Source organism: Butyrivibrio sp. INlla16, from assembly GCF_900104155.1.
Taxonomy (GTDB): domain Bacteria; phylum Bacillota; class Clostridia; order Lachnospirales; family Lachnospiraceae; genus Butyrivibrio.
Genome location: NZ_FMYB01000029.1, coordinates 15808 through 31381 on the forward strand (window position 1 = coordinate 15808; position 15574 = coordinate 31381).

Sequence of the window (15574 nt, forward strand, 5' to 3'; positions counted from 1 at the left end):
ACCTCCGATTCTGTATATTCCTATACTGCGTGTATAAAAATCTCTGCCATCCTTAGCAATGTGCGATTTTCGAAAACTCCGTTTTCCGATCCGGCTATCGCGCTTCCGGCTTCCTGTCTGCGATAGAATATTCCGATATTTGTACTATCTGTTAAAAGTTCGGGCTCTGCTTCTTTTAGCCCATCTATAAATCTTTGTCTAAGCTCTGTCATATATTCGGCCATTTCACCTGTATGCGGATATGCTGCAGCAAATGCGCCTTTTATCACGTTATCCTCAATTGTCATGGCCATTGAAATGTGTCCGTAATCTATAGTTTCAACTTCCGCTTCTACTTTTCTTCCATCAAGAGCAGTCTCTCTTAAAGTTACGTGCATGGATACGGTTCTTCCTTCCAGCTCAACCGGAATCTCAAAACTCTTCTGTCTTGCCATGTTTGTTGCTACCGTGAGTTGTTTTTGCATAAGATGAATGGTTCTGACATCTATGTATGTATCGGTTTCATTCATCAAAATATTATCCAGACTTTCCGATAGCTCAAGCATTTTCTCAACGTAAGCCTCTTCATAGTTGTCTTCATTAATGAGATCATCCAGCATTTTCTGCCTGGTTTCCTTAAATGCCAGCTTTGCAATTTTTTCTGCATGATCCCATACAGAGGTTTCCCTCCCCTTTCGTCCGGATTTAAGATTGAGATATGCCTGAACATTTTCTACATTTGCTTCAATACTATATCTTGCAAGTTCCTTAGACATTTCTTCCGATATTTGTCCGGATGCTATTTTTCTTAAGTCTGAGGCTTTTTCGCTGTAGTATTTTTCTTCTGCTTCCGTTCCTTCCGGGGGTTCTTCTGCTTCTGTCAGTTTATCTGCAAGCTCGTCCAGAAGCATTTCTTCTTTTGCCTTCGCTGCATGAAGTTTCTCAGGTTCGAGGTTGTCATAAACCACATCCGCTTTTTCACTGTAATATATAAATGCTGTTTCTATCTGTGCTGATATGGATTTTGCCAGAGTTTTCTTTCCTTCCACTCCGCCGAATTTGTCATCAACCTTGAAATCCATTCCCTTCTTTTCAGTTCTGGATGAGCGGACCGCCGATAACAAATTTTCAAGAGTCATCTCGGCTCCGGTCTCCAATACCGCGCCTATAGCGGCATTATCTGTAACTTTGAGCGTATTAAAAAGTCTGTAAATGCCAATGAAAGATTCTCTCTCCTCAGGTGTTATTTCGGCATTTTTTTCAAGTTTATAAAGAAATCTGGCGTACTTTTCTTCCTGTTTTCCCGAATTCTTATCCTGATCTGACAGCTCGCTTGATAGTTGATCGAGCGTCATTTTCAGCGGATTATGTCCATCACGTATCATGTTGAGAACCGCTCCGGGTTTTAGCTTATTTATGGTACTCATAAGCTTTTCATCCATTGCTCTGACCCGCTCAATATTCTCTTCCGACACTTCCATCCGGTTATATCCGAGTATTCTGACTACTCTTCTGTTTTCCTCATTAATTTCCTGTCCGATGTCTTTAAGCAGGTCATCAACATTCCTGAAAGCCTTTTTGATATTATCCCCGAGATCTGCTCTTACTTCGGTTCCGACAGCTTCATATGTAGCACCTGCTTTTTCATAGCGATGCTGGATTGCCTTAGCATCATCATAGATTTCACCAAGACTCTCTTTAATTGAGAGATCATGTCTTCCAATGAATGCTAAGGGCAATTCTTTAAATTCGGAGATTTTTGCGGTTGTCTCTTCAAACAGATTATATTTGGAAGGATCAGTCTCTCCGAAAAGCTCCCTGCTAAGAGAATCTATTTCTTTATCCAAAGCCTCTATAACCTTTGTTATCGGCTCTGTTTCCAGATTAAATCCTTTATCAAGAAGTCTTACATTTGCTGTAACTGTCATTTTTAGCCTGACTTCCTCAAGCTGTTTTCTGGCCTCAAGTACTTGGATTTTTTTCTCCGGCAGAAGATTATCTTCGACATTAATTCTTTTTTCTTCTGTTTTCTTCGTGCCTAGACCGCTATCTTCTTCAACTGTTCTCTCAGCTTCGGATAGATTTTTTAAATTTATTTCTTTATCGTCCAGGATGGCTCTTTCAATTGCCTTAGTGCTTATCCTGTCCACTGCTTTTTCAATTCGTACAGCTTTATCAATGGTGCTTTCCTGCTCATTTATATTACCCTTGGCTGCACCGTTCTTATTTGCTATGGATATTGCTGCAGACTTTACTATTTCTTCCTGCGTCATTGGCAAAGTCAGACTTTTAAGCTCATCTACCTTTTGAAGATTTTCTTTTGTCAGCGGAATCGACTCCTCTATCATCCACTTAGCTTCTTCAAGAACGCTTTTCTTCAATGGGTCAAAACCGGCCTCTTCAATTACCTTTTTTGCCTGCTGTTCCAAGGATTGCCATTCAATTTTCTCAGCTTTTTGGCCATAATAACCCTCTGCCTCAAGTGCTATGAACATTCCGGACTTTCTGTTTTGTCCGTTTGTCGCATGCTCAGCAAGATAGATATTTTCCATGGTGGGTTCAAGTTCATTTAATGTCATAAATTTAACCGCACCATCACTAAGAGCAGTTATTTCCTTCATATTGTCATAAACTGCCATTGTATCCGAAACATTATTCTCAGTAATGGGAATGTCATTCTCCTGAAAAGAAGAGATTATATCATTGGCAAAGGATCTGCTTCCTGTTATCTTCGTAAGCTCCTCGGCAGATATAGTATCCGTATAGCCAATAACTTCTGTCCCTGACATAGCAAGTGTAGCCTTGATTTTATCGAGTATAGTCACTGTTTCTTCCGGTTTCATATCACTAAAATCAAAGCCTTCAGCAGCTGCTTTTGCAAAATCCTCTGAAGACATATTATTGGCCATTACCGACATATAATTATGGCGAATAGCCGCATCTGTATTCTGCGCCTCCGTCATTATATCATTTTGCGTTTTTCCGGCTTTAACAAGCCCTTGCTCATTGCTAAGGCTTCCTGCCAGATCAACTGCTACCACGCCCCTTGGCTGCGTGCTTTTTACATTTGAAAGAGTAAAATTTACTCCTGCATCCATGCTCTTTCTTGTACTATCAATATCGGATTCCATTCCATTAATTGCATTTAAATTCACGTTCATATATTTCTCCGATTTCAAGAAAAAGGTGATAAACACTCTTTGTGCTTATCACCTTTTATTTCGGATTATTTTCGAATTTCTTTAAGATTCGTTATTTTGTCTTTTTTGAAGAAGTAGTCTTCTTTGTAGTTTTTACAGCTCTTTTGGCAGTAACTGCCTTATTTGCCATCTTCTTCTCAGCTGTCTTTTTAACCGTTTCTTTTACTTCCGGATTCTGGAAAACAAATACCTCTGCTCCATACGGAGGTAATGTCATCGTTATACTGTAATCCTTGTAATCACATAGTCCGGGTTCCGCCTTTATGGATGTCGGAACAGAGCTTCCGCAACCTGCATATTTCTTATCCGCACTATCAAGGATGTGCTTATAATTTCCGGCAAAAGGTACTCCAACCTTATAGTCTTTTATCTCCATAGGAGTAAAGTTCAAAACAAACAGAATGTTATCTTTTCCGTTTGAAGCTCTTCTATAAAAGCTATAGATACTGTGATCTGCATCATCAGCATTAATCCACTCAAATCCGCCCCAATCGTTATCCACTTCATAAAGAGCAGGATATTTTCTGTAGATCTCCAACAGGTCTCTCACATAGTCCTTCATACCTCTGTTGAGATCTTCCTGAAGAAGAAACCAGTCAAGCTCTCTCTTTTCACTCCACTCACGCTCTTGTCCAAAATCCTGTCCCATAAAGAGAAGCTTTTTACCACTATGACCGAACATGAAAGTGTATCCTACACGAAGATTCGCGTATTTATCAACCTTATATCCGGGCATCTTCTCAACCATTGAGCATTTAAGATGAACAACCTCATCATGAGAAAGCGGAAGAATATAATTCTCGGCATTGTTATAGCTCATCGCAAAAGTCATCATGTGATGAGCACCTTTTCTGAAATAGGGATCAAGCTTCATGTACTCGCAGAAGTCATGCATCCATCCCATATTCCATTTAAAGCTGAAGTTAAGACCATCATCCTCAACAGGCGCAGTAATCTTAGGCCATGCCGTTGACTCCTCAGCTATCATCATAACATCAGGATATGTTCCTCTGATAACACTGTTAAGATGTTTAAAGAACTCAATAGCCTCATAGTTCTTATTTCCGCCATCCTTATTTGGAACCCACTGACCATCGCGTTTACCATAGTCAAGGTAAAGCATGGATGCCACAGCATCTACTCTGAGTCCATCTACATGGAACTCTTTTATCCAGAACAGCGCATTAGCTATAAGGAAATTCTTGACCTCATTTTTACCAAGATTAAAAATCTTGGTTCCCCAATCGGGATGTTCTCCCTTTCTCGGATCGGGATCTTCATAGATGCAGGTGCCATCAAAGCATCCAAGTCCGAATTCATCCGGGCAGAAATGCGCAGGAACCCAATCGAGAATAACTCCGATGTTATTCTTATGAAGTAAATTAATGAGATACATGAAATCAGTAGGCTCACCGTAACGCGAAGTCGGTGCATAATAGCCTGTTACCTGATACCCCCATGAACCATCAAAGGGATGCTCGGCAATTCCTATGAGCTCAATATGGGTATACTTCATCTCTTTGAGATATTCTACGATACGATCGGCAAATTCCCTGTAACTGTAAAAGCCATCCTCTGTACCGTCGGGATGCTTCATCCAGGAACCGATATGGCACTCATAAATAGCAATTGGCTGTTTGTTTATGTCCTTGCCTTTTTTGCCTTCATACCACTTATCATCGCTCCATTTGAATTTTGACAGATCTGTCGTTCTTGAAGCATTGCCGGGACGAAGCTCGGCATAATTAGCATATGGATCTGCCTTGTACAGCTTTCTTCCATCCGGAGTGTGAATCAAATATTTATACAGCTCACCGGTTCCTACACCGGGAATAAAAAGCTGATAAATACCCATATTTCCTATTTTTTCCATGGGATACATGCTCTCATCCCATCCGTTGAACGACCCAATAACATGCACTGCTGCCGCATTCGGTGCCCACACAGCAAAAAACATGCCCTTTACACCATTTTCCTCAGAGACGTGTGCCCCCAGCTTTTTGTAAATGTCGTAATGCGTTCCCTGTCCGAACAGGTACTCATCCGCATCTGAAATGAAAACAGTCTGACCCATATGTTATCCCCTTTTAGAAAAAATTTACGTAAAAATATTATAGCATAATAAAATCTTTAATGAAGAAAATCCTTCTCTCTTAAGATGATCATATCTTCACTGTCAAAGCGCTTTCTGAGCATTACGTCAAAGTAATGACCAATTGAATGCTTATCAGCATAGTAGATAGCATCATCAACCATTTCTTTAACTTCTGCAACTGTCACCTCATGGTCCAGTGTCTGTCGCTCTGAAATCTTTTGATGAAGGGCAAGTATTCCCAGATTATCGATAACATGCTCTTTTTCAAGTGCGTACTGCTCTGCATAAGCAACCAGAGAATCATCATCAAGTGCTTCTATGTCAACCCGGACATTGAAACATTTTTTGAGGTCCGGATATTTATCAAGCAGCCTGTCAATATCGTCTCTTGTGTCTTCAATGACTAAAATATATCCCTTATTCTCACTCTGCAACTGCTTAAGAAGAGTAACTACCGTATCCTCCTTAAGATCAGCTGCTCTTCTGATAATAAGAGCACCATTGACTATCTTATCCAGAATTGAGCTGACAGAACTCTTATTCAGCTTAATCGCCGTAATCATAGCAACTTTTCCTGAGAAGTTTGAATCTGTCTGCTGTACTGCCTTTATCAGACCCTTTGCCAGATTCACGGTACCGGCGCCTTCCTCACCTGTAACTATCGCATTGTTTGTATATGCAGCCATGCTCAGGTTGTCGATTGCGCGTACTATCTGCCTTCTGGATCTCTTGTAATGAATATAAGGGCCAAAGAGTCCTTTCTCCTCAGGAGTCATTACACGTACTCTTTCTTCTATTCCTCTGTCTTCTTTTTCATCATCCTCAGCAGATTCAGGTTCATCTTGAATTTCTTTGGAAATGTTTTCTTTAGGAGTCTCTGCCTTTACGGGTACTTCTTCTTTTGTAGGCTCTTCCTCGGTTGTAGGCATTTCTTCCGACTCTTCAATGTCTTCAGAAGCTTCCGGCATTTCTTTTTCAACAGGTTCTTCTTTTTTCTCGTATGTCAGTTCTTTGAGTCCTGCCTCGGCTCTCACGATCTCAGCAGATTCTATCTCTATGGTTTCTCCAAGATCGATTTCTGCTGCCTCTTTTTCCTCGTCCTCGGACTCTTCCACCAGTTTCTCTGCTGCTTCAGGCTCTGAGGCCTCTTCCTCGAGATCCTCTCCTGTAATCTGTACCATCGAAGTTGTATTCTGAAGATCATCTATGGGCGCAATCTCCTCTGAAGACGCCTCTGCAAAGGTATCCTCTTCTGAAGATGAAGCCTCTTTTTCTTCAGCAATTTCAACCTGCTCGGTTTCTTCCTGTGCAGGCTCTGATATTACCTCTTCAATAGGCTCTGTACCCTCATCTGTCACCGGCTCTTCTGTTTGGATTTCTTCAGAAATTTCTTCCTTTACAGTCTTCACAACAGGAGTAATTTCCTCATCCCCGGGTTTCAAAATTCCGGAAATTGCGGGTTCTTCCTTAGGTTTTTCCTCACCAAGTGCCGAGTTCAGAAGGTCCTTATCGAAATCTTTAAACAACTCACCTGTCTCGGACGCTGCAAGCTTCTTGACACTCTGATACTGCTTTTTCTGCTGCTCCTTCTTATATCTCTCCCAGTCACTCATGAACTCATTAATGCTGATCTGACCGGTGATCTGTTTCTCAACCTGCTTGGCATCATCAATAGCCATGCTGATCTGACCGTCATATTCCTGTGACAGCATGTTATCAAAGTGATTATTGATCTGATATCTGATATTCGGTTTTATTACCGCACCCGGAACCTCATCCTGAAGTGGCTCATCCATGAAAACAACACCTTTATACATAGTGTGATCATTCATGGTGGTCTGCGCGATATTTGCGGCAATTTCCTTATCTTTTAATTCCTCTGCTATAGGAGTCTTAGTCTGTACTGGTTCAGGAATCTGTTTCCTTACCTGCTCCATAGATTCCGTATTCCATACCTTTGTATCTGTGCCGGGTACAGGCTCAGTATTAATTTCCTCTTTTTGTTCCTCTACAGGCTCATCATTTTGTTCCACTGCAGATTCCTGCATCTGCGGAGCCTCTGTAACAGGTTCTACTGCAGCTCTCTCCTCCTGCACAGCCTCTGTGCCATATGTCTTGTCCTCATAGAAAAGCTCTGACATTGAAGGCTTCTCAATATCACCTGTAGTTTCAAACATATCTCCGGTATCAAGATTACCGGTTTCTTCCTCTTCTCTTATAACCTGCGGGCCATGCGCATCTGCAAAAAGCGCGGCATCAGGATTCTCCGTAAGTACTTCCTTCAGATTCTCAGCTATTTCCTTCTGAAGATCTACTGTGTTGTAAGTATCAACATTTACTGTCGGAACAGAAAATGGTTCATTTATCGGAGCCTCATAGATAGGCTCTTCTGCTACAGGCTCCTGAACGGGCTGCTCATATATAAGCGCTTGCTGAACAGGTGCCTCCACCGGCTGGCTCTCATAAACCGGCTGGTTGTAAAGCTGCTCTTCCTGTGTGGGCGCAGCTACATAGTTTTGCTGTGCCTGCGCCTGCAATTCCTCCTCAGATATATGCGGAAGCTCTCTCGTAGGTGCTTTTTTTCCATCAACAGCATCCATCCCCGGAACAGCCTCTTTGAACTCCGGTGCATGAATGTTTCCGCTTGTCTCTGCCTTATATTTTGCGTATACTGCTTTCTGTTCAGGAGAAAGAGGTTCATGAAGGGCTTTTAATTCAAGTGCTTTAATAACATAGCGCCCCTCTCTCATGTATAAGAAAAGCTCATCGCATTCCTCTATACATTCTGTTGTGAGGCCTACTCTATGATATAAATAAGCAAGCTCATATGCCCACTTTTCGTTATAATCATGCTTCTTATATTCTTCAAGCACAGCAATACGCTCTTCAAGACTAACTTCCTGAGCCTCGTAGAGCTTGTACTGGAGAATATATCTGGCGGTGTTCCTGGGTGCAAGTCTTACAAACTCCTTGTAATACTCAACTGCCTGAACAAATTCACCCATGGCAATAGCCAGTTCACACAGAGAATAAACTATCTCTCTCCTTGTAGGACTTCTGTCATATGCAAGGAGCAGGATATCTCTACTCTCCTCCAATCTTCTGTTTACCTTGTAAAGGTCACTGATTGCACAAAGCATACCGACACTCTTAACTCTCTTCCAGTCAATTGTGTCGGCAATCTTAACTGCATCTGCAAAACGCTGTGCTCTTATCAGCGATTTAATTTCTTCTGCCCGAATTTTATATTCTGTTTTATCCAAAATATTGTCCTCTAAAACTTTTTCATACTACATCTAGTAGAATTTTAGCATAGAGGTCTTTTGATGTCAAAAAATCACAGCTAAAAATCCGCGTATTTTCGCGGTTTTCCTCGCAATTTGATTTTAAAATATGGCAAAATCTTTACTGAATTGATACAATTAATTAACAAAACCATTTGTTTCAGAGTTTTTCACTACTGAAATCCCAATATTTATGAATTCGGAGAATAAAAAATGCCTACACTTGGATGTGCATCCGGAACAAAAGCAGTTTTAGAAAAATACAACTTAAGTATTCAAAAAAAATTCGGACAGAATTTCCTTATAGATGACTCTGTTCTGACAGGAACCGTAGAGGCTGCAGGTGTCACAAAAGAAGATACTGTACTTGAAATCGGACCCGGCATCGGAACAATGACTCAGTATATTGCAGAGAGCGCAGGTAAAGTCATAGCCGTGGAAATAGACAAAATGCTTATTCCCATATTGGCGGATACACTTTCTGCTTATGATAATGTCAAAGTTATCAATCAGGATATACTAAAAGTTGATATAGAAAAAATTGTTCGTGAGGAAAACAGCGGAAAGCCCATTAAGGTCGTTGCTAACCTTCCTTACTACATCACAACTCCAATTTTAATGAGACTTCTTGAGAGTGAGCTACCAATAGACAGCATTACCGTCATGGTGCAGAAAGAAGTTGCGGACAGAATGGCAGAAAAGCCCGGGTCCAAAGATTACGGAGCATTATCCCTTGCCGTGCAATATTACACTGAGCCTTCCATGGTTCAGGTAGTTCCGCCAGGCTGTTTTATCCCTCAGCCCGGCGTTGATTCCGCAGTAATTCATTTAAAATGTCACAAAAATCCTCCCGTAGAGGTCACAGACTCAAAGTTTATGTTTTCAATAATCCGCGCCGCATTTGCCCAGAGAAGAAAAACCCTCTCCAACGGTGTTGCGAACGGGAATCTTGGACTCACAAGGGAGCAGGTAATAGTTGCTCTCGAAAAAATGGGATTAAATCCTTCGGTTCGGGGCGAAAAGCTGTCTCTTTCCGAGTTTGCCGAGCTTTCGAACCTTTTGATCGGAGAAAGAAATGATTTTTGAAACACATGCACATTACGATGACGAAGCTTTCGACAGTGACAGAGATTCTCTTCTCTCATCCATGACTGAGAACGGAATCGGAACAATTGTAAATGCAACCGCATCAAAAAGAACTGTCGAGAAGTCCATTGAACTTACTAAGAAATATCCTTTTATCTACACCACAATCGGTGTTCACCCCAGTGACTGCGATGAAATGGATGAAGAAGAGCTCTCCTGGCTTGAAAGCCTGTGCTCCTATGAAAAAGCTGTCGCTGTAGGAGAAATCGGTCTTGATTATCACTATGATGAGCCTTCAAGAGATATCCAGAAAAAATGGTTTGAAGCGCAGCTTGATATGGCCAGAAGTGTTAAACTCCCGGTAATAATTCACTCACGTGACGCGGCAAAAGACACCCTCGATATTATGAAAAGCATGAAAGCCGAGGAAATCGGCGGTGATATACATTGCTTCTCATATCCTGTTGAAATTGCAAAGGAATATCTGGGTATGGGATTTTATATAGGTGTCGGTGGTGTCATCACCTTTAAGAATGGAAAGAAGCTGCGTGAAGTTGTTGAATACGCCCCCATAGAGCAGATTGTCATAGAAACCGATTCGCCCTATCTTGCACCCGAACCCTATAGAGGAAAGCGCAATTCTTCCTTAAACCTCCCATTCGTTGCCGATAAGATTGCCGAAATTAAAGGCTTGCCTGTGGATAAGGTTATTGAAATTACTGAATTAAATGCAAAGAAACTATATAACTTATAATTTAAAAAAAGCTGCCAAAGTGACAGCTTTTTTTCTTTATTTCTTAATTATCATTTTCTCCGAATTCACTGAGTACTACGCTGCCACTTTCTCTGGTAGCAGGAACATTAATGACTCTTTGATTTGAAGACCCTCTGAACCTCAGAGAAATATTTTTCAGCTCAAGTTTAAACTCACCATCCACAAGCACATCTATTAGCGACAAAATCGGCTCCGTGTCTTCGCTGTGACAGCGTTTATTTTCCTCATCGGTTAACTCTTCCCATAAATAACCGGAATATACCCATATCGATTTATTGGGAAACTCCCTTCTAACCCTTTCAATAAATGGTCTAAGCACTTTCTGATTTTGAATTTCCATTGGCTCACCGCCAAGAATTGTAAGACCATTAACATAAGCCGGACTTAGTGATTCGATTATCTCATCCTCCACCTCTTTCGTGAAAGGCTTACCGAAATTAAAATCCCAGGTTTCTTCATTAAAGCACCCCTTGCAATGATGAGTGCATCCCGAAACAAACAGTGAGGTGCGGACACCTGTCCCGTTTGCAATATCTATTGTTTTTATCTCTCCGTAATTCATATATCCTTTATCCTTTTGAAAATAAGAAGGGAAGTAAAGGGGCTACCAACCGATAGCCCCTTCTCCGTTATTTTTAAATATATTATAAATGTAATACTCTCTCTTTGATTTCCTGTGTTCTTCCCTGATTCCAGTACTGAGTTCCGATATAGCCGCAGGTACGTCTTGCAACGTTCATCTTGGACTGATCGGTATTACCACAGTTGGGACATTTCCAGATCAGCTTGCCATCGGTATCGTTCTCAATCTGAATCTCTCCGTTGTATCCACAGCACTGGCAGTAATCACTCTTTGTATTGAGCTCTGCATACATGATGTTCTCATAAATATACTGCATCACTGCAAGGACAGCCTCGAGATTATTGTTCATATTGGGAACCTCAACATAACTGATAGCTCCTCCGGGTGAAAGTGCCTGGAACTCTGATTCAAACTTGAGTTTTGTGAAGGCATCTATCTTCTCAGTTACATGAACATGATAGCTGTTTGTTATATAGTTCTTGTCTGTAACACCATCAATAATTCCAAAGCGCTTCTGAAGTGCTCTTGCAAACTTATAGGTTGTGGACTCAAGGGGTGTTCCGTATAAACTGAACGAAATATTTGTTTCCTTTCTCCACTTTGCGCACTTATCATTCATAAACTGCATTACTCTGAGTGCAAAGTCTTTTCCTGCAGCGTCGGTATGAGTTACGCCCTTCATGAACTTTGTGCATTCGCAAAGTCCTGCATATCCAAGAGAAATTGTTGAATAATTGCCATATAAGAGCTTATCGATTGTCTCACCCTTCTTAAGTCTTGCAAGTGCTCCAAACTGCCAAAGGATCGGAGCAACATCGGAAGGTGTTCCAAGAAGACGGTTGTGTCTGCACATAAGAGCCTTCTTACAGAGCTCTGTACGCTCCTCCATTATCTCCCAGAACTTCTCCTCATCTCCGCCTGATGAGCAGGCTGCATCAACAAGGTTTATGGTTACTACGCCCTGATTAAAGCGTCCGTAATACTTATGATCGCCCTCGGTATAGTTCTGCGCATTGGCAATATTGCCCTTGTTGCACAGACCTTCGGCAAGGTCTTCACTGTCAACTGTGAGGAAGCTTCTGCATCCCATGCAGGGATAAACGTCACCGTTTTTATATTCCTTCATCTTCTTAGCAGAGATATAATCCGGAACCATTCTCTTTGCTGTACACTTGGCAGCAAGCTGTGTGAGGTACCAGTATGGTGTGCCCTCGTGAATATTATCTTCATCAAGAACATAGATAAGCTTCGGGAATGCAGGAGTTATATAAACGCCCTTCTCATTCTTTACACCGACTATACGCTGCTTCAGCATCTCCTCGATAACAAGAGCAAGATCGTTTCTGAGCTGACCCTCAGGTACCTCATCAAGATACATAAATACTGTAATGAACGGTGCCTGTCCGTTGGTGGTCATTAATGTGATTACCTGATACTGAATAACCTGAACACCGCGCTCTATCTCCTTGCGTACGCGCATCTCGGCGATATCGTTTATCTGTTCATCAGTTGCATCCATTCCAGCATCGATAAACTCCTGACGAACTTCTCTTCTGAATTTCTGTCTGCTGACATCAACAAACGGTACAAGGTGGGACAATGTAATACTCTGTCCGCCGTACTGTGAACTTGCAATCTGTGCTATTGCCTGAGTTGCAATATTACATGCTGTGGAGAAGCTCTTGGGACGTTCGATCATTGTCTCGGAAATAACCGTTCCGTTCTGAAGCATATCCTCAAGGTTTACAAGGCAGCAGTTGTGCATGTGCTGAGCAAAATAATCGGAATCGTGGAAATGAATGATTCCGTCCTTGTGCGCCTTAACCACGTCATCAGGAAGAAGGAATCTGCGTGTAATATCACGGCTGACCTCTCCTGCCATATAATCTCTCTGAACACTGTTAACTGTGGGGTTCTTGTTGGAATTCTCCTGCTTAACCTCTTCGTTATTACACTCGATAAGAGACATAATCTGCTCATCCGTTGTGTTTGACTTACGGACAAGTGCATGGCGATAACGATAAGTGATATATTTGCGTGCAACCTCAAACTTCCCGGACTCCATGAGGCCATCCTCAACCATGTCCTGGATTTCTTCTACGTTTGCAGCCCTGGTAAGCCTGTTACACTTATCCTCTACCTGCGCCTCTATGCTCTTAATCTGATCTTCAGACAAGCTCTGATCGGGAGTTACTTCCTTATTTGCTTTCTCAATGGCAGCCAAAATCTTGGCACCATCAAAAGTAACCTCTTTACCGCTTCTCTTAATAATCTTCACTGGCGAACCCCCTATTTAAGTACATTTATATGGAAATACCTATATTTTTAGATAAATAGTAGCCACCCGAAACTATATCTTGTGGCTACAATTAAACTATAATACATTATATAGTATAAATCAAGTAACAATTTTCCGTTATCAAAACTTCCTTACAAATTCAAGCCTGTTCAGCATTCTAAGGTATTTTGACAATCTATCGTTATCCGTAATTTCGTCTCCTGACTCATAGTATGTGGTGTTGAATCCAACCACAATATCTTGTGGTTCATTAAAAATAATCTCTTTATCTTCATCATTTTTAACTTCTAGACCCATAACATCACCCAAATGACTAATTGTCCCGTGGTTTCCGTCTATCAGATGAATGCTGTCACCCAGCAGTTCTCTGTAAAGAGGTTTAAAATAATTAAAATGTGTGCATCCAAGAACCAGCGCACTGTACTTTTCATAGGAAGCATTAACTGACAAAAAGCGGTTACTGATATAATCCCTTACCTCTTCCGTGTCGAATTCTTCTCTCTCCGCATATTTCACAAGCCCCGGCATCTCAAGTAAATCAGCCTTGTGCTGCAAATCCACTCTTGAAAGAAGTCTCTCAAGCTTTTTCTCTCTTATGGTAACGGGAGTAGCCATCACAAGAATTCTTTTACTGTCGTCACGACACTCCTCAACAGCCGGCTTCACTGCAGGCTCCATTCCAAGAATTGGAAGCTTGTACTTTTCCCTTACCATGGATGCACCCACACTGGTAGCTGTGTTGCAGGCAATCACTATGGCATCGACATCTTTGCTGATGAGAAATCTTACAATCTCATCAACATAGCCTTTTATCTCTTCCTCAGACTTTGTTCCATATGGTACATGCCTTGTGTCGGCATAAAATATGTATTCCTGATCCGGAAATCTATGATAAGCCTCATTCAATACAGAAAGGCCTCCGACACCGGAATCAAAAATTCCTATTCGCATATCATTCCTCGTTGTTGTATCATTATTAATTATGAATGAATCCTACACATTTGAACTTCAAAAATTATATGATGATCCGCATGTAAGCCCTTTTATCCAGGAGGTTTGCGAGTATTACGCATCAAAAGCCGATTACGGCGATGGCTCCGACAGAGAAGAGATTGAACCTTCAGAAATAGTGGAACCCGTATATACTCTGTTTCTTCTTCAGCGAAGGGAAACCTTGCTGGATGAGCTCTCTTATATTCATAAAAAATATCCTCATCTGTTCGCCAGTGTTGAACAGCTTTATGAGGATATCCTTATTCACATGGACATAAGACCTCTTGAATCCGAAACAGCTGCCCGCCTGTCACTTGCTCTTGATGAAAAAGTCTCGGCCGGGGCTATCACGGAGAAAATCGAAAACCTCTGTGACAGTTACGAGGATATCGGTGAAGCACTGGATCCGTTCTACGGTTGGCTTCACGCCTTCTATTCCTGAACTGTCGCATATTTCATGACACAAAAAAGAAGCTGATTATCATAGCTTACCTGCGCCCATTCTCCGTCATCACTAACGGCGACTCTGTCTAGCGTAGTTCCTTCCGGCACCTGAACAACGATAAAATCATCGCTTGCTGTGCTGGGAGTGTTGCGCAGATTAAGGTCCGCAGTCGTAACTATCTTATCTCCTGTCTTTGTGTATCCTGCAAGCTCACCTACCTGAACTTCAGTCTGCTCCTCATCCGGATCAGGTCTTAGATATTTATCATAAACCTTAGCCTTAAATATCATTCCAATAAGAGCAAGTATAATCAGTCCCGTAACTATCGAAGATATTCTTACTATAATAAGCGGATCAACTCCGCCCTCATTATCATTACCCTCTCGACGCTCTTTATGTACTTTCTCTTTTGGCACCTTTTCTTTTTTGACTTTTTCTTTTTTTACTCTCTCTTCTCGTACCTGCTCTTCCCGTTCGAGCTCTCTTGCCCTTTTTCTTATATATCGGGGCTTTTCTCTTGGACTCTCGGGTTCAACACTTACAGGCTCATGGTCTTCATCATCAAGATAAAATTCAGGCGAGTCCTCATCAAGGCTCTCCCTTTCCCTATCCATTTCCGCCTGTCTTGATCTGTAGTACTCCTCCCTCTCATCAGCTGAAAGGAAATCAAGCGGATCCTGGATCTCTATATTTATCTCCTCTGTAAAGTATTCATCGTTTCTGTTTTTTCTTCTGTAATCGTTAAAATTTCTGATATTGTCCGCCATGACTTCTCCTTGGGAAATCCCTTGGTCAACATCTCCCCCTATAAACGAAAATATAAATCGGGTAGGCA

At 41.6% G+C, this 15574-nt stretch carries 10 protein-coding genes; 3 read left to right on the forward strand and 7 right to left on the reverse strand.

What is annotated here, in order from left to right; all coding sequences use genetic code 11:
- Nucleotides 1-20: 20 nt before the first annotated feature.
- The 3 genes from BLR42_RS13680 to BLR42_RS13690 all read right to left on the reverse strand — a co-directional run bounded on the left by BLR42_RS13680 (nt 21) and on the right by BLR42_RS13690 (nt 8537).
- Entirely contained in the window at nt 21-3140 is a 3120-nt protein-coding gene (locus BLR42_RS13680; RefSeq protein WP_091870220.1) for a DUF6240 domain-containing protein, read from the reverse strand.
- Between the two features lie 91 nt (nt 3141-3231).
- A complete protein-coding gene (gene glgB, locus BLR42_RS13685) occupies nt 3232-5253 on the reverse strand; it encodes a 1,4-alpha-glucan branching protein GlgB (RefSeq protein ID WP_091870222.1) in 2022 nt (673 codons plus the stop codon).
- A 56-nt stretch (nt 5254-5309) separates the two neighbouring features.
- The gene (locus BLR42_RS13690) at nt 5310-8537 is read right to left on the reverse strand and encodes a hypothetical protein (RefSeq protein ID WP_091870225.1); all 3228 of its coding nucleotides are present in this window, start codon (nt 8535-8537) and stop codon (nt 5310-5312) included.
- A 234-nt stretch (nt 8538-8771) separates the two neighbouring features.
- Here BLR42_RS13690 and rsmA point away from each other — a divergent pair, with 234 nt between their 5' ends.
- Together rsmA and BLR42_RS13700 are read left to right on the forward strand one after the other, a co-directional pair.
- A complete protein-coding gene (rsmA, locus tag BLR42_RS13695; RefSeq protein ID WP_091870227.1) occupies nt 8772-9644 on the forward strand; it encodes a 16S rRNA (adenine(1518)-N(6)/adenine(1519)-N(6))-dimethyltransferase RsmA in 873 nt (290 codons plus the stop codon).
- Entirely contained in the window at nt 9634-10398 is a 765-nt protein-coding gene (locus BLR42_RS13700) for a TatD family hydrolase (protein ID WP_091870230.1), read from the forward strand. Before rsmA ends, BLR42_RS13700 begins: the two co-directional genes overlap by 11 nt.
- Before the next feature lie 43 nt (nt 10399-10441).
- Here the strand turns inward: BLR42_RS13700 and nrdG are convergent, their stop codons facing one another.
- The 3 genes from nrdG to murI all read right to left on the reverse strand — a co-directional run bounded on the left by nrdG (nt 10442) and on the right by murI (nt 14252).
- Entirely contained in the window at nt 10442-10981 is a 540-nt protein-coding gene (nrdG, locus tag BLR42_RS13705) for an anaerobic ribonucleoside-triphosphate reductase activating protein (protein WP_091870232.1), read from the reverse strand.
- Nucleotides 10982-11063: 82 nt separating this feature from the next.
- Entirely contained in the window at nt 11064-13280 is a 2217-nt protein-coding gene (nrdD, locus tag BLR42_RS13710) for an anaerobic ribonucleoside-triphosphate reductase (protein WP_022763004.1), read from the reverse strand.
- Nucleotides 13281-13421: 141 nt separating this feature from the next.
- Entirely contained in the window at nt 13422-14252 is an 831-nt protein-coding gene (murI, locus tag BLR42_RS13715) for a glutamate racemase (RefSeq protein WP_091870235.1), read from the reverse strand.
- A 31-nt stretch (nt 14253-14283) separates the two neighbouring features.
- Here murI and BLR42_RS13720 point away from each other — a divergent pair, with 31 nt between their 5' ends.
- Nucleotides 14284-14736 (forward strand): hypothetical protein, encoded by a 453-nt coding sequence (locus tag BLR42_RS13720; RefSeq protein ID WP_091870238.1) that lies wholly within the window; start codon nt 14284-14286, stop codon nt 14734-14736.
- On the opposite strand, the gene BLR42_RS13725 is transcribed toward BLR42_RS13720, so the two are convergent.
- Nucleotides 14727-15506 carry an SH3 domain-containing protein gene (locus BLR42_RS13725; RefSeq protein WP_091870240.1) on the reverse strand — a complete coding sequence of 260 codons (780 nt, stop codon included), beginning with the start codon at nt 15504-15506 and terminating at the stop codon, nt 14727-14729. The two genes, BLR42_RS13720 and BLR42_RS13725, sit on opposite strands and share 10 nt — an antisense overlap.
- Nucleotides 15507-15574: the final 68 nt, after the last annotated feature.